A 21,153-nucleotide genomic window follows, 5' to 3' on the forward strand; every position below is an offset into this window, starting at 1 on the left:
CTGCCGACCTTCTCGGGACCGGCCGCCTTGGCCGAACCGCCACCGCCCAGCGCAAGCGCCTTCTTGGCCTCGGCCAGTTCCCGCTCCAGCTTGCGGCTCTGCTCCACCAGCGCGGCGATGCGCGCGGGCACCTCTTCCGGCGTGGTCTTGAGCGCGGCTGCGGTCTGGCGCAGCTTCTCGTCACGCTCGACCAGCCACAGGCGCGCAGCCTCGCCGGTCAGCGCCTCAATCCGGCGCACGCCCGAAGACACGGCGCTTTCCGACACGATCTTGAACAGAGCAATGTCGCCCAGCGCGCGGACATGGGTGCCGCCGCACAGTTCGACCGAATAGCTATGCTCATCTCCCTTACCCATGGAGAGGACGCGGACTTCATCGCCATATTTCTCGCCGAACAGCGCCATTGCGCCGGCGGCGATCGCGTCGTCCGGCGTCATCAGCCGGGTCATGACCTCGTCATTATGACGGATCTGCGCGTTCACATCGGCCTCGACCTTGGCGATCTGCGCCTGGGTCAGCGCCTCGGGATGCGAGAAGTCGAAGCGCAGGCGGTCGGCCGCGACCATGCTGCCCTTCTGGGTGACATGGCCGCCCAGTTCCTTGCGCAGCGCGGCATGGAGCAGGTGGGTGGCGCTGTGATTGGCGCGGATGCGATCGCGACGCTCGACATCCACCGTCAGGTTGACGGTATCGCCAACCTTGACGCTGCCCGTGCTGATCGTCGCCTGATGCGCATGCAGGCGGCCGAGCGGCTTGGACGTATCGGCAACCTCGGCCACCAGGCCGCCCAGCGTGGTGATCGTGCCGGCGTCGCCATTCTGGCCGCCGCTCTCGCCATAGAAGGGCGTCTGGTTGGTGATGATCGTCACCTTGTCGCCGGCCGACGCCGCATCGACGCGCGCGCCATCCTTGATGATGGCCAGCACTTCGCCCTCGCCCTTGGTCGAGGCGTAGCCGATGAACTCGGTGCTGCCGAGCGTTTCGGCGATGTCGTACCAGATCTCGTCCGACGCCTTCTCGCCCGATCCCTTCCAGGCGGCGCGCGCGGCGGCCTTCTGCTCGGCCATGGCGGCATCGAAGCCAGCCCGGTCGACAGACAGGCCCTGGGTGCGCAGCGCATCCTCGGTCAGGTCATAGGGGAAGCCATAGGTGTCATAGAGCTTGAACGCGGTCTCGCCCGGCAGAGTCGCGCCCTCCGCCAGATCGGCGGTCGCCTCGTCCAGCAGCTTGAGGCCGTTTTCCAGCGTCTTGCGGAACCGGGTCTCCTCGCGCAGCAGCGTTTCCTCGATCAGCGGCTGGGCGCGGACCAGTTCGGGATAGGCGCCGCCCATTTCCGACACCAGGCTCGACACCAGGCGATACATCAGCGGATCCTTGGCACCGATGATGTGCGCGTGGCGCATGGCACGGCGCATGATCCGGCGCAGCACATAGCCACGGCCTTCATTCGCCGGCAGCACGCCATCGGCGATCAGGAAGCTGGTCGAGCGCAGATGGTCGGCGATGACGCGGTGGCTGGCCTGGAATTCGCCGTCGGTCGCGGTGCGGGTCAGCGCCCCGCTCTCTGCGATCAGCGCCTTGAACGTGTCGATGTCATAATTGTTGTGGACGCCCTGCATCACTGCGGCGATGCGCTCCAGCCCCATGCCGGTGTCGATCGAGGGCTTGGGCAGTTCCGAAACAATCTCGTTGGCTTCCTGCTCATATTGCATGAAGACCAGGTTCCAGATCTCGACGAAGCGGTCGCCATCCTCTTCCGGGCTACCGGGAGGGCCACCCCAGATATGGTCGCCATGGTCGTAGAAGATTTCCGAGCAGGGACCGCACGGGCCGCTGTCGCCCATCGCCCAGAAATTATCCTTGGTCGGGATGCGGATGATCTTGTGATCGGGCAGGCCCGCGATCTTCTTCCACAGGTCGAACGCCTCGTCGTCCGTGTGATAGACGGTCGTCGTCAGCTTTTCCGCGGGCAGGCCCCATTCCTTGGTCAGCAGGGTCCAGGCATGATGGATCGCCTGTTCCTTGAAATAGTCGCCGAAGCTGAAATTGCCCAGCATTTCAAAGAAGGTGTGGTGGCGCGCGGTATAGCCGACATTGTCCAGATCGTTGTGCTTGCCGCCGGCGCGGACCGACTTCTGGCTCGACGTCGCGGTCTTGTAGGGGCGCGTTTCCAGACCCGTGAAGACATTCTTGAACGGCACCATGCCGGCGTTCACGAACATCAGCGTCGGGTCGTTGTGCGGCACCAGCGGCGCGGACGGAACGATGGTGTGGCCATTGGCCCCGAAATAATCGAGGAAGCTGCGGCGAATGTCGTTGGTCGAGGTCATGCGCGCGATTTAGTGGGAAGCGGCCCGCCGCACAAGCGGGGGATTTGGTCTATTCCTCCCCGGCACGGGGAGGTGGCGGCGCGAAGCGCCGACGGAGGGGTATCGGCGGGCAGTCGGAGACTGTTAGTCACGCGAAGCGCTCATGGCGCCTGCCCCTCCACCACGCCCTTCCGGGCGCGGTCCCCATCCCCGTTCCTGGGAGGAATTACCCCATCGGCTCCTCAATCGACACCGGCGGTCTGGAGAACCATTGCGGCCCCTGTGCGGTCATGTGGAAGCAATCTTCCATGCGCACGCCCATCGCGCCGGGCAGGTAGAGGCCCGGTTCGTTGGAAAAGCACATGCCGACGTCCAGCTTCGTCGTTTCGCCATGGACGAGGTTGACCGGCTCATGCCCCTCCATGCCGATGCCATGGCCGGTGCGGTGGGACAGGCCGGGCAGCTTGTAGCCGGGGCCATAGCCCAGTTTCTCATAATAAGCGCGGACCGCATCGTCGACCGTGCCGGCCGCCACGCCCAGCTTCGCCGCCCGGATCGCGACCTGCTGCCCCTGCGCTACCTCGCCCCAGACCTTGCGCTGCTGCGCCGTAGGCGCCGCGCCGTAGACGAAAGTGCGACTGATGTCGGACTGATAATCCTCGACCGTGCAGCCGCAATCCATCAGCACCACCTCGCCCGCCCGCACCGACTGCGGCTTGCCCGAGCCATGCGGATAGGCGGCCGCTTCGCCGAGCAGGATCAGGTTGAACTCGCCCTTGCCGCCCAGCGCACTGGTCGCGGCCGTCATCAGCGCGCCGATATCGGCAGGGGTCATGCCCGCCTTCACCTGCGGATGGGTCCAGCGATAGGCGCCCATGGTGACATCCGCCGCCTTCTGCATCAGCGCGATCTCGGCCGCCGTCTTGCGCATGCGGATGGCGCGAGTGACGGGGTCTTTCACCAAAGTCGCGGCGGGCAGCGCAGCCTTCAGCCCATCGACCGCGAAATAGCGGACCGTCTCCTCGATGCCGATCCGCCCCTTGTCCAGGCCCCGCGCCTTCAGATAATCGGCGATCGGCGCATAGGGGCTTTCATGCTCCTGCCAGACGCGGACCTCGGCCGGAATGGCGAGCGATTCGTCGATCGAGGGCTTCTCGAAAAAGGGACAGACAACCAGAGGCGTGCCGCTGGCCGGAATGACCAGCGCGGTCAGCCGCTCGGAACGCCACCAGCGAATGCCGCTATAATAAATGAGGCTCGCGCCCGGCTCGACCAGCAGCGCGTCGATGCCCTGCGCCTGCATCATCTTCTGCGCCCGCGCCAGCCGGTCGGCGCGCTCGGCCTTGCCGATCGGGGTGACGTCGCGCGTGATCGACTGAAGCGCTTCGACCGCCTTTTCCTGCGCGAACAGGCGCGGACTGACCAGCGCGGTGGCGACCCCGGCGGCGGCATAGCGAAGCAAGGTGCGGCGATCAGGCGTAAGCATAATGTCCCCCGGTGCGCAGCGCAGCCTGATAGGCGGGCCGCGCCTGTATTCTCTCCAGCCACCCGATCAGATGCGGACGCGATTCGTCAAGCCCGCCGCGCGCCCGCGACGCCTCGATCGGAAAGCTCATCATCATGTCGGCAGCGGAGAAGTCCGGTCCGGCAAAATAGGGGCGGCTTGCCAGTTCGCTTTCCAGCCAGTCGAGATGATCGTCCAGCATCCCCTGAACCGTCGGCCGCGCCGGTCGGCCAAGCAGGCCCAGCTTGCCGACCACCAGCAGGGCCAGCAGCGGCGGCATCATCGATCCTTCGGCATAATGGAGAAACTGGCGCCAGCGGATCGCGCCCTCCGCCTCGGTCGGCGCGCCGAAGCGACCACCGGCCCGCGCGACCAGATATTCCATGATCGCCCCGGTCTCGATCAGCCGATGGCCATCCACCTCCACCACCGGCGACCGGCCAAGCGGATGGACGGCGCGCAGGGCAGCGGGCGCGCGCATCGTCTTGCGGTCCCGCTCATAGCGGCGCACGTCATAAGCCTCGCCCAGTTCCTCGAGCAGCCACAGGATGCGCTGCGAACGACTATTGTTCAGATGATGGACGATGATGGTCATGGCGCCTCTCCCATGCTGCGACCCAATCAGGGCTAACGCAGCATGGGAAAGAGTGACAGCGAAGTTTACGCTATCTCGAGGACTTCCTCCGCCTTGGCACGGGCGCGATAGGCGTGCAGCAGCGGCTCGGTATAGCCATTGGGCTGCGCGACACCCTCGAACACCAGGGCGCGCGCCGCCTGGAAGGCCAGGCTCTCGCCCTCCCGCCCGCTCATCGGCTGATAGAGCGGATCGGCTTCATTCTGCGCATCGACCTTGGCCGCCATGCGGGTCAGCGCGGCATCGACCTGTTCCGCGGTGCAGACGCCGTGCAGCAGCCAGTTGGCCATATGCTGCGAGGAAATGCGCAAGGTCGCGCGATCCTCCATCAGGCCGACATCATGGATATCGGGCACCTTGGAACAGCCGACGCCCTGGTCGATCCAGCGGACGACATAGCCCAATATGCCCTGCGCATTATTGTCCAGTTCCTGCGCGATCTCTTCGTCGGAGAAATTGCGGCCGACCGCGACGGGAATGGTCAGCAACTTGTCGAGCGACGCAATGCCCTCGCCCTTGCGTTCTTCCTGACGGGCGAAGACGTCGACGCGGTGATAATGGGTCGCGTGCAGCGTCGCCGCCGTCGGGGACGGAACCCAGGCGGTGTTGGCGCCGCTCTTGGGATGGCCGATCTTCTGCTCCAGCATGTCGGCCATGCGATCGGGCGCCGCCCACATGCCCTTGCCGATCTGCGCCCGGCCCGACAGGCCGCAGGCGAGGCCGATCTGGACGTTGCGGTCTTCATAGGCCGTGATCCAGTCGCTCGCCTTCATCTCGCCCTTGCGGATCATCGGCCCGGCCTGCATGGACGTGTGCATCTCGTCCCCGGTGCGGTCCAGGAAGCCGGTATTGATGAAGACGATCCGGTCGCGGACGGCATGGATGCAGGCCGCCAGATTGGCCGATGTGCGCCGCTCCTCATCCATCACCCCGACCTTGATCGTGTGGCGCGCCATGCCCAGCATATCCTCGATCGCGTCGAACAGGCGGTTGGTGAAGGCCGCTTCCTGCGGCCCGTGCATCTTGGGCTTGACGATATAGACGCTGCCCGCGCGGCTGTTGCCATCCGCCTTGGCCAGATCATGCAGCGCAATCAGGCTGGTGACGATGCCGTCGATGATCCCCTCGGGCGCGTCCTGCCCATCGGGCAGCGCGATCGCCGGCGTGGTCATCAGATGACCGACATTGCGGACGAACAACAGGCTGCGGCCCGGCAGCGTGAAGGCACTGCCATCGGGCGCAGCATAAGCGCGATCGGGATTGAGCGCGCGGGTCATCTGCCGCCCGCCCTTCTCGAACGTCTCGGTCAGGTCGCCCTGCATCAGCCCCAGCCAGTTGGCATAGGCGGTGACCTTGTCCGCCGCATCGACCGCCGCGACCGAATCCTCCAGGTCGCAGATGGTGGTCAGCGCGGATTCCAGGATGACGTCGGATATGCCCGCCGGATCGGTCGCGCCGATCGGATGCGCGGTATCGAAGACGACCTCGATATGCAGGCCATTATGGCGGAACAACCTGCCCTTCGCACTCGTGCCGACAAACTGCGCCGGATCGGCCAGGACGATTTCCTCGCCCGCCAGATCGGCCCAGCTTCCCATAGCCAGTGGAACGGCATCGTCCAGAAACGCCTTGGCCCAGGCGATGACCTGCGCCCCGCGCGCCGCGTCATAGCCCTTGCCCGAAGCCGCGCCCGCAATGGCATCCGTGCCATAGAGCGCATCATACAGGCTGCCCCAGCGCGCATTGGCGGCGTTCAGCAGGAAACGGGCGTTGAGGATCGGGACGACCAGTTGCGGCCCGGCCATGCGGGCGACTTCGGCATCGACATTCTTGCTGCCGATCCCGAACGGCGCCGGTTCCTCGACCAGATAGCCGATCTCGCGCAGGAAAGCCTGATAGGCGGCGGCATTATGCGCCTGTCCCCGGCGCACCTGATGCCAGGCATCGATCTGCGTCTGCAGCTCATCGCGTGTGCGCAGCAGCGCCGCATTGTCGGGGGTGAAGCGCGCCAATATGTCGGCAGTGCCCGCCCAGAAGGCGTCGGCATCAATGCCCGTGCCCGGCAGCGCGCGCTGCTCGATGAAGTCGGCCAGCGTTTGCGCAACCTTCAGGCCGGCGCGTTCGATCATGCGGTCGGTCATGCAATCCACTCCTTGCTATGCCGTTCTTTTACGCCTTTCCAATTATGCCGTGTAGACGCTATTATTCGAATAGAGACTTTCCTGTGGTGAACGAATATGATGGACCCGGACCATGAATTGTTCGTGAGCATCGTTGATGAAGGCGGGCTGGCGGCCGCTGGACGGCGGCTCCACATCTCGCCCGCAATGATGTCCAAGCGGCTGGCCCGGCTGGAGGACAGGCTGGGCGCCCGGCTGATCCACCGCACCACCCGCCGGCTCGCGCTGACCCCGGCGGGCGAGCGGCTCCATGGCGACCTGCGCGCGATCCTCGCCTCTCTCGACGAAGCCGAACGTCGCGTGTCGGGCGTGTCGGCGATTGCGTCCGGCCCGCTGCGAATCACCGCCCCGACCTCCTTTGGCCGCATGCATCTTGCCCCCTATCTCCAGCCTTTCCTGGACGATCATCCGCGCATCGACCTGCGGCTCGACCTGTCCGACGACTATGTCGACCTGATCGAAAGCCGGGCGGACCTGGCCATCCGCATCGCCGCCGATCCGGGCGCCGGCCTCACCGCCCGGCAGCTGGCGCCCAATCGGCGCATCCTGTGCGCCGCACCCGCCTATCTCGACCGCTTCGGCACGCCGCGCCGCATCGCCGACCTCAAGCAGCACCGCCTGCTCGCCGCCGATGGCCAGTTGCCCTGGCGCCTGATCGGTCCCAAGGGGCCGGTCGCGATCGACGGTCACAGCCATATCCGCACCAACAGCAGCGAAGTCGTGCGCGAACTGGCGTTGTCGGGCAGCGGCATCGCGCTGCGTTCGCTGTGGGACATCAGCGACGCGCTGGCGCAGGGCGACGTGCGCCAGATCCTGCCCGATCATGAAGGGTCGAGCGACGTCGCCCTCTATGCCGTGCAACTGCCACAGGCCAATCCGCCGCTGGCCATAACCGCCTTCGTCGACTTTCTTGCTGCGCAATATGCCCTTGCGCCGCCGTGGGAGTCGCGGACGGACCGCACTGGCTTGCCCTAGCGGAACACAGTCTCTAAGGCGCATCGCATGGACGATAACACCCGCCGCGCCGCCCTAGACTATCACCGCCTTCCCCAGCCCGGTAAGCTCGCGATCGAGCCGACCAAGCGCATGGTGAACCAGCGCGATCTGGCGCTGGCCTATTCGCCGGGGGTGGCCGCCCCTTGCGAGGAGATCGCTGCCGATCCCGCCAAGGCGCTGGACTATACCGCGCGCGGCAATCTGGTCGCGGTCATCTCCAACGGCACCGCCGTCCTCGGCCTCGGCGCGATCGGCGCGCTGGCGTCGAAGCCGGTGATGGAGGGCAAGGCCGTCCTCTTCAAGAAGTTCGCCGACATCGACGTGTTCGACATCGAAGTCGACACCACCGACACGGACAAGTTCGTCGAAGCCGTCGCCCTGCTGGAGCCGACCTTTGGCGGCATCAATCTGGAAGACATCAAGGCGCCCGAATGTTTCGAGATCGAACGGCGCCTGAAGGAACGGATGAACATTCCGGTCTTCCATGACGATCAGCATGGCACCGCCATCGTCGTCGCCGCCGCCGTGCGCAACGCGCTGGTGCTGCAGGGCAAGACCCTGGCCGACGCCAAGCTGGTCACTTCGGGCGCCGGTGCCGCCGCGCTCGCCTGCGTCGACCTGCTCGTCTCGATGGGCCTGCCGATCGACAATGTGACGATGACCGACAAGGACGGCGTCATCCATTCGGGCCGCGAAGGCATGCTGCCCAACATGGCGCGCTATGCCCGCGACACCAACGCGCGCACCCTGCCCGACGTGCTGCCGGGCGCCAACCTGTTCCTGGGGCTTTCGGCGCCGGGCGTGCTGAAGCCGGAATGGCTGCCGCTGATGGCGCCCAATCCGCTGATCTTCGCGCTCGCCAACCCGGAACCGGAAATCCGCCCGGAAGCCGCACGCGAAGTGCGCCCGGACGCGATCATCGCCACCGGCCGGTCGGACTATCCGAACCAGGTCAACAACGTCCTGTGCTTCCCCTATATCTTCCGCGGCGCGCTGGATTGCGGCGCGACCCAGATCAACGAAGCGATGAAGGTCGCCGCCGCCGACGCGATCGCCGCCCTCGCCCGCATGCCCGCGCATGACAGCGTGGCGCAGGCCTATGGCGGTCGCAAGCTGGTGTTCGGCGCCGATTACATCATCCCGACCCCGTTCGATCCGCGCCTGATCGGCGAGATTGCCGGTGCCGTGGCCAAGGCGGCGATGGACAGCGGCGTCGCCACCAAGACGCTGGACCTGGAAGAATATAAGCGCGCCCTGTCGCACCAGAACACCCGTTCCGGCCAGTTGATGCTGCCGGTCTTCCATGCCGCACGCGGCAGCCAGTGCCGCATCGTCTATGGCGAGGGCGAGGATGAGCGCGTGCTGCGCGCGATCCAGGACGGACTGGACGAAGGCATCGTCAAGCCGACCATCGTCGCGCGCCGCCGCCTGCTGGAACAGAAGCTGGCCGACATGGGCCTCAGCTTCCAGCTCGACCGCGATGTCGAGGTGATCGATCCCGAGACGGATCATGATATCATGCGTGAACTGGTCGAGGCCTATCGCGCGATCGCCGCGCGCAAGGGCGTGCCGCCAGACGAAATCCTGCGCCATGTCTATCGCCGCCCGACCGTCACCGCCGCCATGCTGCTGCGTACCGGCCGGGTCGACGCCGCGCTGGTCGGTGGCCGTTCCGAATATTGGGGCCAGGTCGAACATGTGCTGCGCATCATCGATCGCGCGCCCAACCACAGCCGCATCTATGCGCTGTCGGGCCTGATCCTGGACGCCGGCGCGCTGTTCATCACCGACACCCATATGGTGCCGGACCCGACGCCGGACCAGATTGCGGAAATGACGCTGCTGGCGTCGACCGAATTGCAGCATTTCGGCCTGAAGCCGCGCGTGGCGCTGCTGTCGCACTCCAACTTCGGTGCGTCGAACAGCCCCAGCGCCCGCAAGATGCGCGCCGCGCTCGACCTGGTGCGCCAGGCCGCACCAGAGCTTGCGGTCGATGGCGAAATGCACGCCGACGCCGCGCTCAGCCAGGCGCTGCGCGAACGGCTGATCCCCGACTCCCGGTTCGAGGGGCCGGCCAACCTGCTGGTGATGCCGAACCTCGACGCGGCCAATATCACGCTGACGGCGCTCGGCGCCTCGTCCAGCTCGCCCACGGTCGGGCCGATGCTGATCGGCACCGCCCAGCCGATCCATGTGCTGACGCCCGGCGTCACCGCGCGCGGCATCCTCAACCTGACCGCCATCGCCGCCGCCGAAGTGGCGCGCGAAGGCTGACCTTAACCTTTGCCGGTTAGGCTGTTAGCTTGACCGGCAAAGGATGAAGCGAGGAAGATCATGGCAGGCGTCATCGGCACATTGGCTCGCAGCCTTGGCCCGAAACTGCTGATCGGCGCCGTCCTGGGCGGCGGCGCGCTGCTGCTGACCGACAAGATCGATCGCAACGCCGGCACCGCGACCCAGGCCAAACCGGCCGAGGCCGCCGCCGTGCCCAAGCCGCTGCCGCTGGTCGAACGGCGCAGCGACCAGGGCATGAAGGTCGATCCCCACGCCCTGGCGGTCAAGCGCGTGCTCAAGATCGAGGGGCCTTTCGAGCATGGCGACTATGCCTGGGACGAGGAAGGCGCCCCGGCCAAGGGGCCGGTCATCATCACCGTCGACCTGAAAGCCCAGACCCTTTCCGTCTTCCGCGACGGCTATGAAATCGGCGCAGCCGTCATCCTCTATGGCGCGACCGACAAGCAGAGCCCGCTCGGCGCCTTCCCGATCATGCAGAAGGACGCCGACCATTATTCCAGCACCTACAACAACGCGCCCATGCCCTATATGCAACGGCTGACCAGCGACGGCGTCGCCATCCATGGCAGCGACGTCAAATGGGGCTATGCCACCCATGGCTGCATCGGCGTGCCCAAGGAATTTGCGCAGAAGCTGTTCGGCGTCACCAAGGTCGGCGACATGGTCATCATCACCAACGGCAAGATGCTGGATACCAGCAAGGCCGTCGTCAGCGGCTGACCGGCCCTATTGCGGCGCATCCTCGATCGCGGGCGCATGACGCACCGTCAGCGCGCTGCCGCCTGATGCCGCGATGATGCAGAATATCGCCACGCCCTGCAGCGCCGTCAGCCGCTCGCCCAGCACGACGAAGCCGGCCAGCGCGCCGATCGCCGGCGCCGCGCTCAGCAACAGGCCGAACACCGGCGCGGGCAGGCGCCGCATCGCCTCCATCTCCAGCGAATAGGGCAAGGCGCTCGACAGCAGGGCGATCGCCAGCCCGACCATCAGCACCCAGGGCGAAAAGAGCGACGCGCCGGCATGGGTCAGCCCGACCGGCAGCACCAGGATCGCCGCCGCCAGCATGCCCCAGGCAACCGCATCGCCGCGCAGCGCGCCCGACACCCGCTTGCCGGTCAGGATATAAAGCGCCCAGCAGGCCGCCGCCCCGACAGCGAAGATGACACCCAAAGGATCAAGCACCGCGTCGCTGCGCAGCGGCAAGAGCAGCAGCAGGCCGATCACCGCCGCGCCCAGCCACAGGAAATCACGCGGCCGGCGCGACCCGAACAGCACGATCGCCAGCGGCCCCGTCACCTCGATGGCCATAGCGATGCCCAGCGGAATGCGGGCGAACGCCTGGTAGATAAGCAGGTTCATCAGCGCGAGGGTCGCGCCATAGATCAACAGCGGCCAGCGCACATCGGCCGGGATCGGTCGGCGCCATGGCCGCCGGAACAGCATCAGCAGGATCGCCGCCAGGAAGATGCGCAGCGCCGCAATGCCATAGGCACCGACGATCGGGAACAGCGTCTTGGCAAAGGCCGCGCCCATGTTCATCGACAGCAGCGACGCCAGCACGGCACCCGCCCCCGCCAGCACGGCACCCTGCCCGTTCATCTCATTCCTGCCCATGCCTGTCGAATACCATATACGATAAAATGAAAAAGCGTCATTCGATACCGCGTTGCACCAGATGCGTTGCCAGTTGCAAGAATCTCATACGTATGCAGCCTTGACCATCGCTGTCACTCGGCCCATCTGGCGGACTTCCGTCATTTTGCATTGCAGCATGGAGCTTGTCATGGGCAGCCAGTCCCACAAGGCGCACCCCGCGCTCGTCCTTTTCGCGCTGTCCGTGGGCGCCTTTGCGATCGGCACGACCGAATTCGCCTCCATGAGCCTGCTGCCCTTCTTCGCGCGCGACCTCCACATCGACCTGCCGACCGCCGGCCATGCGATCAGCGCCTATGCGCTGGGCGTGGTAGTCGGCGCGCCGCTGATCGCCGCCTTTGCCGCGCGCCTGCCGCGCCGCACGCTGCTGATCGCGCTGATGGCGATGTTCGCGGTCGGCAATGGCCTGTCGGCGCTGTCGCCCAGCTATCACTGGATGCTGCTTTTCCGCTTCCTTTCGGGCCTGCCCCATGGCGCCTATTTCGGCGTCGCGGCCCTGGTCGCGGCCAGCCTCGTGCCGATCGAAAAGCGCACCCTGGCGATTGCCAAGGTGATGTCGGGCCTCACCATCGCCACGGTGCTGGGCGTGCCCGTCGCCAACTGGATGGGCCAGATACTGGGCTGGCGCTCGGGCTTCTTCGTGGTCTGCGCGCTCGCCGTGCTGACCATGAGCCTGGTCGCGCTCTACGCCCCGCGCGACGCCGGCGATCCGAAGGCCAGCCCGATGCGTGAACTGAGCGCGCTCGGCAAGTCGCAGGTCTGGCTGACCCTGCTGACCGGCGCGATCGGCTTTGGCGGCCTGTTCGCGGTCTACACCTATGTCGCCTCGACCATGATCGAGGTGACCCATGTGTCCGAAACCCTGGTGCCGCTGATCCTGATCGTCTTTGGCTTGGGCATGACGATCGGCAATCTCGTCGTTGCCTGGCTCGCCGACCGTGCGCTCAACCGCACCGTCATCGGCATCCTCGTGTGGAGCGCGGTTGCGCTGGCTCTCTTCCCCTTCATGGCCGGCAATATCTGGAGCCTCAGCCTCATCGTCTTCCTGATCGGCATTGGCGGCGGCATGGGCACGCCGTTGCAGGCGCGACTGATGGACGTTGCGGGTGACGCCCAGACGCTGGCCGCCGCACTGCACCACAGCGCCTTCAACATCGCCAATGCGCTCGGCCCCTGGCTCGGCGGCCTGTCGATCGCGGCGGGCTATGGCCTGGTGTCGACCGGCTGGATCGGCTGCGCCTTGTCGCTGGGCGGCCTGGCCATCTATCTGGTCGCGATCGCCACCGCACGGCGCAGCGCCCAGCCCGCGCTGGTCCCCTGCGAATAAGCCGCTTCCTTCCATCCGTTCCGCTGGCTAAGGCGGGCGGATGACGGATCGGGCACGCGAACAGACCTTACAGGACGCGGCAATCGCCGCATTGCGCCGCGGCGACGCGGCAGTGGCGCGCGCCACCCTTTCCGAAATGGCCGATCCGCCGGCCATGCTGCTGGCCCAGGCCTGCAATCGGCTGGGTGATCTGGACGGCGAACAGGCGGCGCTCAACCGCATCCTGCAACAGGATATGCGCAACCTGCCCGCCATGCTGGCAATGGGCCAGAATCTGATCCGGCGCGGCGACGAGCGCGGTGCATCGATCTGGTTCCGCGGTGCCCTGGCGCAGGCGGCGGCCATCGGCGCGCCCCCCGCGCTGCAACCGCTGCTGCAACAGGCACAGGCCAGCATTGCCCAGTCCGGCCGCAAGTTCGAGGATCATCTGAGCGCCGCCATCGCCGACCTGCCCGCCCTGCCCCGGATTGCGCAGGCGACCGACCTGCTGCTGGGGAAAAGCGAACTCTATCTGCAACAACCCAGCATGTTCTATTTCCCCGGCCTTCCGCAGCGCGCCTTTTACGAGCGCAACGAATTTGCCTGGGTGCCAGCAATAGAGGCGGCAACCGACGCCATCATCGCCGAACTCAACGACGTCCGTGCCGGCGCCCCCGATTTCGCGCCCTATGTCCAGACGCCGACCGATCGCCCGGCGCCCAACAACCCGCTGCGCGACGATCCCTCCTGGGGCGCCTATTATTTCTGGCAACAGGGCGAGATCGTGGCGGACCATGCCGCCCGCTGCCCCGCCGTCATGGCCGCGCTCGACCATGCCGATCGCCCGATGATTGCCGGCCGTTCGCCCATGGCGCTCTGGTCGCTGCTCAAGCCCGGCACCCATATCCAGCCCCATCATGGCCTGCTCAACACCCGCCTGATCTGTCACCTGCCGCTGATCGTGGCCGACAATTGCGCGCTGCGGGTTGGCGCCGAAACCCGCGCCTGGGCGCCGGGCGAGATGCTGATCTTTGACGACAGCATCGAACATGAGGCCTGGAACCGGGGCAATGACACCCGCGTCATCCTGCTGTTCGAAGTCTGGCGCCCGGAAATCCACGCGGAGGAACGGATCGCGCTCACACGCCTGTTCGAAGCGATCGACCAGTTCGGCCCGAAACAGGTCGACGCCGGTTAACGCCCCTTTTCAGAATGCCCGTCTGCGACTATGGGCGCGGACAAAGACGACAAGAGAGGATGGCACGGGGCGCTCACGCTTTTCGGACATGCCATGACCTCGATCGACCCGACGCCCCCGGCGCCGTCGCCTGCCCTGCCCGTTCCGCCCGCCCATGTCGCGCGGCCGCATAGTCCTGCCGAGGATTTCTATGCGATCGCCATCGGCTGCGCCTTCATCGCCATGGGGCTGATGCTGCTGAAACAGGCAAAGCTGGTGACCGGCGGCATGGCCGGCATCGCGCTGCTGCTGTCCTATCTGATCCATCTGTCGCCCGCGACGCTGTTCCTGCTGATCAACATCCCCTTCTTCCTGTTCGCCGGGCGGGCGATGGGCATGGCCTTCGGCCTCAAGACCCTGTTCGCCAATATCGCGATCATGGGCGTCGGCCTTGCCATGCCCTATGCGATGGAGATCGCCCGGATCAGCCCCTTCTTTGCCGCGCTGTTCGGCGGCTCGATCATCGGCTTCGGCATCCTGGCCATTGCCCGCCATGGCGCGGGCGTGGGCGGCGTCGGCGTGGTCGCGCTGATCCTGCAGAAGTCGCGCGGCTGGAATGCCGGTCGCACCCAGATGGCCTGCGATGTGCTGATCCTGCTCGCCTCGCTGCCGATCCTCAATGCCGAGCGCTTTGGCCTGTCCGTCCTGTCGGCCGCCGCGATCAACGCCGTGCTGTTCGTCAACCACCGCCCTGGCCGCTATATCGGCCATTGATGCGCGCCGGCCTCCCCGGTTAGACGGACCCCGGCGCCCATGCCGGTGCGCCCATCATAAAAGGGGTCCAGAATGAAGCGGTTCGCGCTCTGTATAATATTGGCCAGCACGGCCCTGTCGGTTCCGGTCCGTGCCGCCACGCCCACCAGCGCGACCGCACCGGCCGATGCCCGCGCCATTGCCGCGATCCGCGCGCGCCCGGCGGTCAAGGCTGCCTTCGCCGCGCTGGAGGCCGAACATGACCAGTGGGTCGACAATATCGTCACCCTGACCCAGATTCCGGCGCCCCCCTTCAAGGAAGAGGCGCGGGCCAAGGCCTATGCCGACATGTTCCGCGCCGCCGGCCTTACCGATGTGGAGATTGACGAGGGCGGCAATGTGCTGGGCCTGCGCCGTGGCAGCGGCAAGCCGGGCGGCAAGCTGATCGTCGTGTCCGCCCATCTCGACACCGTCTTTCCCGAAGGCACGCCGGTCACGGTCCGGCGCGAGGGCAACAAGCTCCACGCGCCCGGTGTCGGGGACGATGTCGCCGGCCTCGCCACCCAGTTGAGCCTGATCAAGGCGATCGTCGGCGCCAACATCAGCGCGCCGATGGACATATTGTTCGTCGGCGATGTCGGCGAGGAAGGCCTGGGCGACCTGCGCGGCATGAAGCAGCTGTTCCACAAGGGCAAATACAAGGACCGCATCGCCAGCTTCTTCTCGATCGACGATGGCTCGGTTGATGGCCTGATCAATGGCGGCGTCGGATCGAAGCGCTATCGCCTGACCTTCACCGGCCCCGGCGGCCACAGCTTCGGCGCCTTCGGCCTGGTCAATCCGATGACGGCGATGAGCCAGGCGATCGTCGATCTCTACAAGATCCCGGTGCCCCAGTCGCCCAAGACGACCTACAGCGCCAGCGTCGTGGGCGGCGGCTCGTCGGTCAACGCCATCCCGCAGGAAGTCTGGCTGCAGGTCGACATGCGATCGGAAAGCGCGGCTGAACTGGCCAAGCTGGAACAGGCGTTCCTCGCCACGGTGGACAAGGCCGTCGAGACCGAAAATGGCGCCCGCTCGATCAAGGAAGGCCCAATCCGCGTCGACAAGAAGGTCGTGGGCGATCGTCCGGCCGGCAGCACCGCCGCCGACACGGCGCTGGTCCGCCAGACCGCCGCTGCCTATGCCGCCGAAGGCGTCACCGCGCGGATGAGCTTCAGCTCGACCGACGCCAATGTGCCGATGAGCCTGGGCATCCCGGCCATCACCATCCCGCGCGCGGCGACCGGCGGCCGGGGCCATTCGCCTGACGAATGGATCGACGTGTCGGCGCCGGAATCGCTCAAGGTCAAGCGCATGGACCTGGTCGCCCTGCTCGCCGCAGCCGGCTATCGCTGATCAACCTGATGGGGCTGGCAGATATGCCGGCCCCGTTCAGTCCGCCTCGCACAGCGGTTCATCCTCGCGATCGCGCGCACGCAGGGCCGAGCCCGCATCATTGGCGATGCGCGGGAAGGTCACCCCTTCCAGATTGCCGCGCCCGTCGCACAGCCGGTCACAGGCCATGTCGACCACGCCGGGCAGCGCCACCTGGTCGCCATCATATTGGGCGACGATGATGCACTTCCTGCCGCCGGAAAAGCTCAGGATCAGCTTGTCGCCGGCCCGCCGCGCCGTACCCGCGCCATGGCAGCTCTGTTCGGTGCCGAAGATCGCCTCCAGCCCGAAACGATAGTCGCCCGACTTGGCGGGAAGGACGCAGAGCGAATCCCGGCCCGCCTCATGCCGCCGCTGGAACAGCCCGACCGGCGCGATCCGCGACGCGTCGGCAATGGCGCCGGTCGCGATCGCCGCGCGCTCCAGCCCCGAAGCCGCGGCCCCGCTGCGATCGGGCGCGGCGGCGCCCGGCGTCGCGGCCTGCTGACACCCGGCCAGAAGACATGCGAGAAAAAGGCTAGTGCGCCGCATCGACACCCGGTTCATCGACCGCGCTCAGCCCATCGGGTCCGATCCGGCGGAAGAAGCAGGACCGCGCGCCGGTGTGGCAGGTCGGTCCCGCCGGCTCGGCCAGCACCCAGACGGCATCCTGGTCACAGTCGATCCGGATGTCGCGCACGCCAAGCATATGGCCGGAACTTTCGCCCTTCTTCCACAGTGATTGGCGGCTGCGCGACCAGAAATGGGCCAGGCCCGTCTCGACCGTCAGCGCCAGCGCCTGCGCATTCATATGCGCCACCATCAGCACTTCCCCCGAGGTGACATGGGTCACCACCGCGGTGATAAGGCCATGATCGTCATATTTGGGGTTGAGGGTCAGCCCCCGGTCGCGTGCGTCATCCATCCGCGCGCTATAATCGGCAATGCGGCCCGTGCGAAGTCCCTTCGGCGCTTTGCATTGGGGCACGGCCTGACAGCGCCATGGGGTCGGACTGTCGCATTTTGGCAAATCTGTTGCACGAATGCTACAGAATGGCGACAGTCCTGCTTGCCCCAAGCCCCGCGCGCGCATAGCCTCGCGCGCGATCCGCAACAGCGGACACAAGCAGGGAAACGGATGCCAGGCCAATCAAGGGGGCCAAATATGACATCTTCGCATATCTTCACCAGCATTTCGCGCGGCGCGCTCGCCGTCGCTCTCACCGCTCTGGCGCCGATCGGTGCCGCCCACGCCCAGACCGAAGCGCCCGCCGCATCGGGCGAAGGCCTGGGTGAAATCGTCGTCACCGCCTCGCGCCGGGCTGAAAATGCCAAGGACGTGCCGGTCGCCGTGACCGCCATCGGCGGCGAAAAGCTCGACGCGCTCAACAGCAGCGGCCTCGACGTCCGCTTCCTCGCCGCGCGCACGCCCAGCCTTCAGGTCGAAAGCTCGTTCGGCCGCACCTTCCCGCGCTTCTACATCCGGGGCCTTGGCAACACCGATTTCGATCCCAACGCCGCCCAGCCGGTCTCGGTCGTGCTCGACGATGTCGCGCTCGAAAATCCGATGCTCAAGAGCTTCCCGGTGTTCGACCTTGCCAGCGTTGAAGTGCTGCGCGGCCCGCAGGGCACGCTGTTCGGCCGCAACACCCCGGCGGGCGTCGTCAAGATGACCTCGGCCGCGCCGACCGATCATTTCACCGGCTATGCCAGCGCCTCTTGGGCCACCTACAACACCGTCAATGCCGAAGCCGCGATCGGCGGCCCGATCGCCGACGGCCTCAGCTTCCGCGTGTCGGGCCTGCTCCAGCGTCGTGACGACTGGGTCAAGAACGACAATGAAGGCGGCAACGCCGCCAGCGAGCTGGAAGGCTATCGCGACATGGCCGGCCGCGTGCAGCTGGCCTATGAAGCCGGCGACTTCAAGGCGGTGCTGAGCGGTCATTATCGTGACCTGGACGGCAGCCCGCGCGTGTTCCGCGCCAACATCTTCAAGCAGGGCAGCAACCATTTCGTCGACGGCTTCGACAAGGATCATGTGAACCTGGACGGCTATACCAGCCAGTCGATGAAGCAGGGCGGCGGCAATCTGCGCATGCAGCTCCATGTCGACGGCCTGGGCACCTTCTTCTCGACCACCGGCTATGAGAAGGCCAGCGTCGAAAGCACCGGCGACATCGATGGCGGCGGCTGCTACCCCTATACCGGCTGCACCGCCGGCCAGCTCGGCGTCGGCTCGTTCGACTCCAACACCGGCGGCGTGACCAAGCCGGAGGAATTCAGCCAGGAATTCCGCTTCGCGACGGACGACATGAACGGCATCCGCCTGCAGGCGGGCACCTATTTCTTCCACCAGCGCCTGAAGTATAACGAATATGCCTATGATCTCGCGGGCAACCGGGTGAGTGCGATCCTGCACAACAACACCAACGAGAATATCGGCCTGTTCGCCTCGGGCGAAGCCAAGGTGACGTCGGCCCTGACGCTGCGCGCCGGCGTGCGTTATTCGCACGACGACAAGCGCGACACGATCACGCTCGATCCGGCGCTCGCCGCCAGCAGCATCTCGTCGCAGCTGATCGGCGTCGACCTGCCGCTCAGCAACACCGCGCAGGGCAGCAACCTGTCCTGGGACGTCAGCGCCACCTATGCGCTCAGCCCCGACGTGAACCTCTATGGCCGCGTCGCCACCGGCTATCAGGGCCCGGCGATCCAGGACCGCGTGACCTTCTTCAGCGTCCCCTCGGTCGCCAAGAAGCAGACCACCATCTCCTATGAGGGCGGCATCAAGGGCGCGATCGCCAACATGGTCCGCTTCGACCTGTCGGCCTATTACTGGAACACCGACGATCTGCAGCTGACGGCTGTCGGCGGCGTCGGCAACTCGGCCCGCCTGATCAACGTGAACAAGGCGGTCGGCTATGGTCTGGAAGGCAATCTGGAGGCACAGCCGCTGGATCACCTGAACCTGACCGTGGGCGGCAGCTACAACTTCACCGAAATCCGCGACAAGAACGCCTTCGTGGCGGTCTGCGGCTCGGGCATGTGTACGCCCACCGGCAACACCTTCGTCGATGGCGGCACCACCTACAGCTATCTGGACGGTAATGACCTGCCCCAGGCGCCGCGCTACATCGCCAATGCGACCCTGCGCTATGGCATTCCGGTCGGCGACGCGGGCGAAGTCTTCGCCTATACCGACTGGGCCTATCGTAGCAAAATCAACTACTTCCTCTACTCGGCGGCCGAATTCCGCGGCCGTTCGTCGCTGGAGGGTGGCCTCAAGGTCGGTTACAAGTCGAACCATGGTTATGAGATCGCGGCCTTCGCCCGCAACATCACCAACCAGATCCGCGCCGTCAGCGCGATCGACTTCAACAACCTGACCGGCATGATCAACGAACCGCGCATCATTGGCGGCATGATCAAGGCCAGCTTCTAAACCTGGGTCTCAACGCCCCATAGGCGTTAGTCGGCAGAGGAAGGGCGTCCCGCAAGGGGCGCCCTTTCTTGTTGCGCCCAGGGCAGCGGAAAGCCGCCGCCACGCGCCAGGAAAATCACCGAAGCCAGAAACGCGAAAACCCCATCCTGCCGAGGCAGGACGGGGTTTCATTTCGCGCATTCCCGAAGGAAATGGGGCGATCGACGGGATCCGAACCCGCGACCTCCGGTACCACAAACCGGCGCTCTAACCAACTGAGCTACGATCGCCACAGGGGCTGTTGCCCCGCGAGAAGGGCCACATATGCGGCCGCCCCTCCCCCGTCAAGCAGCTTATGTCAAAGGATGAAAATTATCGCCCGGCATCGTTGCCGGACGCTGCCAGACGGGCGCGCAGCACGGCCAGTTCGTCCGCCCCGACGCGCGGCCGCCCCTCCGCCGGCTTGCCCTTGCGCAGCTTCTTGCGATCCTTTTCCGGGGGATCGACGGCGCGAACCCGGACCGCGGCATGGCCCTGCCCGCGAATCCCCAGTTCCTCCGCCGCGCCGCGCGACAGGTCGATGATCCGCCCACGCGAAAAGGGGCCACGATCGTTGATCCGCACCAGGATCGTGCGCCCGGTATCGAGCGCCGTCACCTCGACATAGGCGGGCAAGGGCAGGCTGGTATGCGCCGCCGTGATCCAGCCCGGCCGGAAGCGTTCGCCATTGGCGGTGCGATTGCCCGATTCCGACCCATACCAGCTGGCATAGCCGACCAGGTCATAGCCCGGCTGGTCGGCCGGTACATAAGTGGTGCCACGCACCGTATAGGGCTTGCCGATGCGCACCGGCATGTCGCTCACCGGACGGAAATTTCCCCCGCCACAGGCCGACAATGCACCCAGCAGCGCCAAGGCCGCCCCCGAAGTCCCGATGCCCCGTCTGATCGCTCTCATGCCCCCTCCTACCCCCGCAGGCGGAGCAGGTCGAGGGCAGCGGGCCGATCATCACCGCGATCCGCCGCGCAAGGCCATGAAAAAAGGGGCAGAGGCCCCCGGCCCCTACCCCTTCCTTTCGACATGCATGCGCCGGGCGGGTTTCCCCTGCCGCAGCGCCACTCTCCCTCACTCTGTCCCGACCGCGACGCCGGCAAAATCATCGAATGACAAGGCGCCCGAACGGGCGCGCCTGCATCCTTAGTTGACCGAATCCTTCAGGCCCTTGCCGGCCTTGAACTTCGGCTGCGACGACGCCTTGATCGTCATCGTCTCGCCGGTGCGCGGGTTGCGACCGGTCGAAGCCTTGCGCTGCGACACGGAGAAAGTGCCAAAACCAACCAGGCGCACTTCGTCGCCCTTCTTCAGCGCGCCGGTGATGGCGTCGAACACGCCCTCGACCGCCTTGCTGGCGTCGCTCTTGCTGAGACCGCTGCTTTCAGCGACCGCGCTGATAAGATCCTGCTTGTTCATGCCTTGGGAACCCCCTTTATAGATGTTGGATAGTCAAGG

At 66.1% G+C, this 21,153-nt stretch carries 17 protein-coding genes and 1 tRNA gene; 8 read left to right on the forward strand and 10 right to left on the reverse strand.

All coding sequences use genetic code 11. From position 1 onward, the window contains the following. From alaS to BRX37_RS15800, 4 genes are all read right to left on the reverse strand, one after another. On the reverse strand, window positions 1–2,330 hold a 2,330-nt coding region (alaS, locus tag BRX37_RS15785), incomplete at its 3' end, for an alanine--tRNA ligase (RefSeq protein ID WP_125988122.1). A 205-nt stretch (window positions 2,331–2,535) separates the two neighbouring features. After that, on the reverse strand, window positions 2,536–3,795 hold the full coding sequence (locus BRX37_RS15790) for a M24 family metallopeptidase (RefSeq protein WP_125988124.1): 1,260 nt from the start codon (window positions 3,793–3,795) through the stop codon (window positions 2,536–2,538). Continuing rightward, window positions 3,782–4,408 (reverse strand): glutathione S-transferase family protein, encoded by a 627-nt coding sequence (locus BRX37_RS15795; RefSeq protein WP_017500908.1) that lies wholly within the window; start codon window positions 4,406–4,408, stop codon window positions 3,782–3,784. The genes BRX37_RS15790 and BRX37_RS15795 overlap by 14 nt, the downstream gene beginning before the upstream one ends. 65 nt (window positions 4,409–4,473) lie before the next feature. Next, on the reverse strand, window positions 4,474–6,588 hold the full coding sequence (locus BRX37_RS15800; protein WP_125988126.1) for a malate synthase G: 2,115 nt from the start codon (window positions 6,586–6,588) through the stop codon (window positions 4,474–4,476). Between the two features lie 96 nt (window positions 6,589–6,684). Here BRX37_RS15800 and BRX37_RS15805 point away from each other — a divergent pair, with 96 nt between their 5' ends. The 3 genes from BRX37_RS15805 to BRX37_RS15815 are packed head-to-tail and all read left to right on the forward strand — an operon-like array spanning window position 6,685 to window position 10,638. After that, window positions 6,685–7,602 (forward strand): LysR family transcriptional regulator, encoded by a 918-nt coding sequence (locus tag BRX37_RS15805; RefSeq protein ID WP_125988128.1) that lies wholly within the window; start codon window positions 6,685–6,687, stop codon window positions 7,600–7,602. A gap of 27 nt (window positions 7,603–7,629) precedes the next feature. Next, window positions 7,630–9,897 (forward strand): NADP-dependent malic enzyme, encoded by a 2,268-nt coding sequence (locus BRX37_RS15810; RefSeq protein WP_004207688.1) that lies wholly within the window; start codon window positions 7,630–7,632, stop codon window positions 9,895–9,897. A gap of 60 nt (window positions 9,898–9,957) precedes the next feature. After that, window positions 9,958–10,638 carry a L,D-transpeptidase family protein gene (locus BRX37_RS15815; protein WP_125988130.1) on the forward strand — a complete coding sequence of 227 codons (681 nt, stop codon included), beginning with the start codon at window positions 9,958–9,960 and terminating at the stop codon, window positions 10,636–10,638. Between the two features lie 6 nt (window positions 10,639–10,644). On the opposite strand, the gene BRX37_RS15820 is transcribed toward BRX37_RS15815, so the two are convergent. Then, window positions 10,645–11,532, reverse strand: a complete 888-nt coding sequence (locus BRX37_RS15820) for an EamA family transporter (protein ID WP_486056637.1) — start codon at window positions 11,530–11,532, stop codon at window positions 10,645–10,647. 169 nt (window positions 11,533–11,701) lie between these two features. Between BRX37_RS15820 and BRX37_RS15825 the strand changes: the two genes are divergently transcribed. From BRX37_RS15825 to BRX37_RS15840, 4 genes are all read left to right on the forward strand, one after another. After that, entirely contained in the window at window positions 11,702–12,898 is a 1,197-nt protein-coding gene (locus BRX37_RS15825) for an MFS transporter (RefSeq protein ID WP_069338111.1), read from the forward strand. Between the two features lie 40 nt (window positions 12,899–12,938). Beyond that, window positions 12,939–14,075: an aspartyl/asparaginyl beta-hydroxylase domain-containing protein gene (locus BRX37_RS15830; RefSeq protein WP_125988132.1), complete on the forward strand. Its 1,137-nt coding sequence runs from the start codon at window positions 12,939–12,941 to the stop codon at window positions 14,073–14,075. A gap of 93 nt (window positions 14,076–14,168) precedes the next feature. Beyond that, window positions 14,169–14,828, forward strand: coding sequence for a YitT family protein (locus BRX37_RS15835; protein WP_004207693.1), 660 nt, complete (start codon window positions 14,169–14,171; stop codon window positions 14,826–14,828). 72 nt (window positions 14,829–14,900) lie between these two features. Further along, window positions 14,901–16,205 (forward strand): M20/M25/M40 family metallo-hydrolase, encoded by a 1,305-nt coding sequence (locus tag BRX37_RS15840; RefSeq protein ID WP_099233130.1) that lies wholly within the window; start codon window positions 14,901–14,903, stop codon window positions 16,203–16,205. 36 nt (window positions 16,206–16,241) lie between these two features. On the opposite strand, the gene BRX37_RS15845 is transcribed toward BRX37_RS15840, so the two are convergent. After that, complete coding sequence (locus BRX37_RS15845) at window positions 16,242–16,775, reverse strand: hypothetical protein (RefSeq protein WP_206434166.1); 534 nt, start codon at window positions 16,773–16,775, stop codon at window positions 16,242–16,244. After that, window positions 16,762–17,148 carry a phosphoribosyl-AMP cyclohydrolase gene (hisI, locus tag BRX37_RS15850; protein WP_004207696.1) on the reverse strand — a complete coding sequence of 129 codons (387 nt, stop codon included), beginning with the start codon at window positions 17,146–17,148 and terminating at the stop codon, window positions 16,762–16,764. Before hisI ends, BRX37_RS15845 begins: the two co-directional genes overlap by 14 nt. Window positions 17,149–17,388: 240 nt before the next feature. Between hisI and BRX37_RS15855 the strand changes: the two genes are divergently transcribed. Then, on the forward strand, window positions 17,389–19,665 hold the full coding sequence (locus BRX37_RS15855; protein ID WP_010337130.1) for a TonB-dependent receptor: 2,277 nt from the start codon (window positions 17,389–17,391) through the stop codon (window positions 19,663–19,665). A 192-nt stretch (window positions 19,666–19,857) separates the two neighbouring features. On the opposite strand, the gene BRX37_RS15860 is transcribed toward BRX37_RS15855, so the two are convergent. The 3 genes from BRX37_RS15860 to BRX37_RS15870 form a co-directional block, all read right to left on the reverse strand. Further along, window positions 19,858–19,934, reverse strand: a tRNA-His gene (locus tag BRX37_RS15860). 82 nt (window positions 19,935–20,016) lie between these two features. After that, window positions 20,017–20,601: a septal ring lytic transglycosylase RlpA family protein gene (locus BRX37_RS15865; RefSeq protein ID WP_206434167.1), complete on the reverse strand. Its 585-nt coding sequence runs from the start codon at window positions 20,599–20,601 to the stop codon at window positions 20,017–20,019. Window positions 20,602–20,841: 240 nt separating this feature from the next. Beyond that, window positions 20,842–21,114 (reverse strand): HU family DNA-binding protein, encoded by a 273-nt coding sequence (locus BRX37_RS15870; protein WP_004207699.1) that lies wholly within the window; start codon window positions 21,112–21,114, stop codon window positions 20,842–20,844. Between the last annotated feature and the right edge of the window lie 39 nt (window positions 21,115–21,153).

The organism is Sphingomonas sp. S-NIH.Pt3_0716 (genome assembly GCF_003950715.1).
Taxonomy (GTDB): domain Bacteria; phylum Pseudomonadota; class Alphaproteobacteria; order Sphingomonadales; family Sphingomonadaceae; genus Sphingobium; species Sphingobium yanoikuyae_A.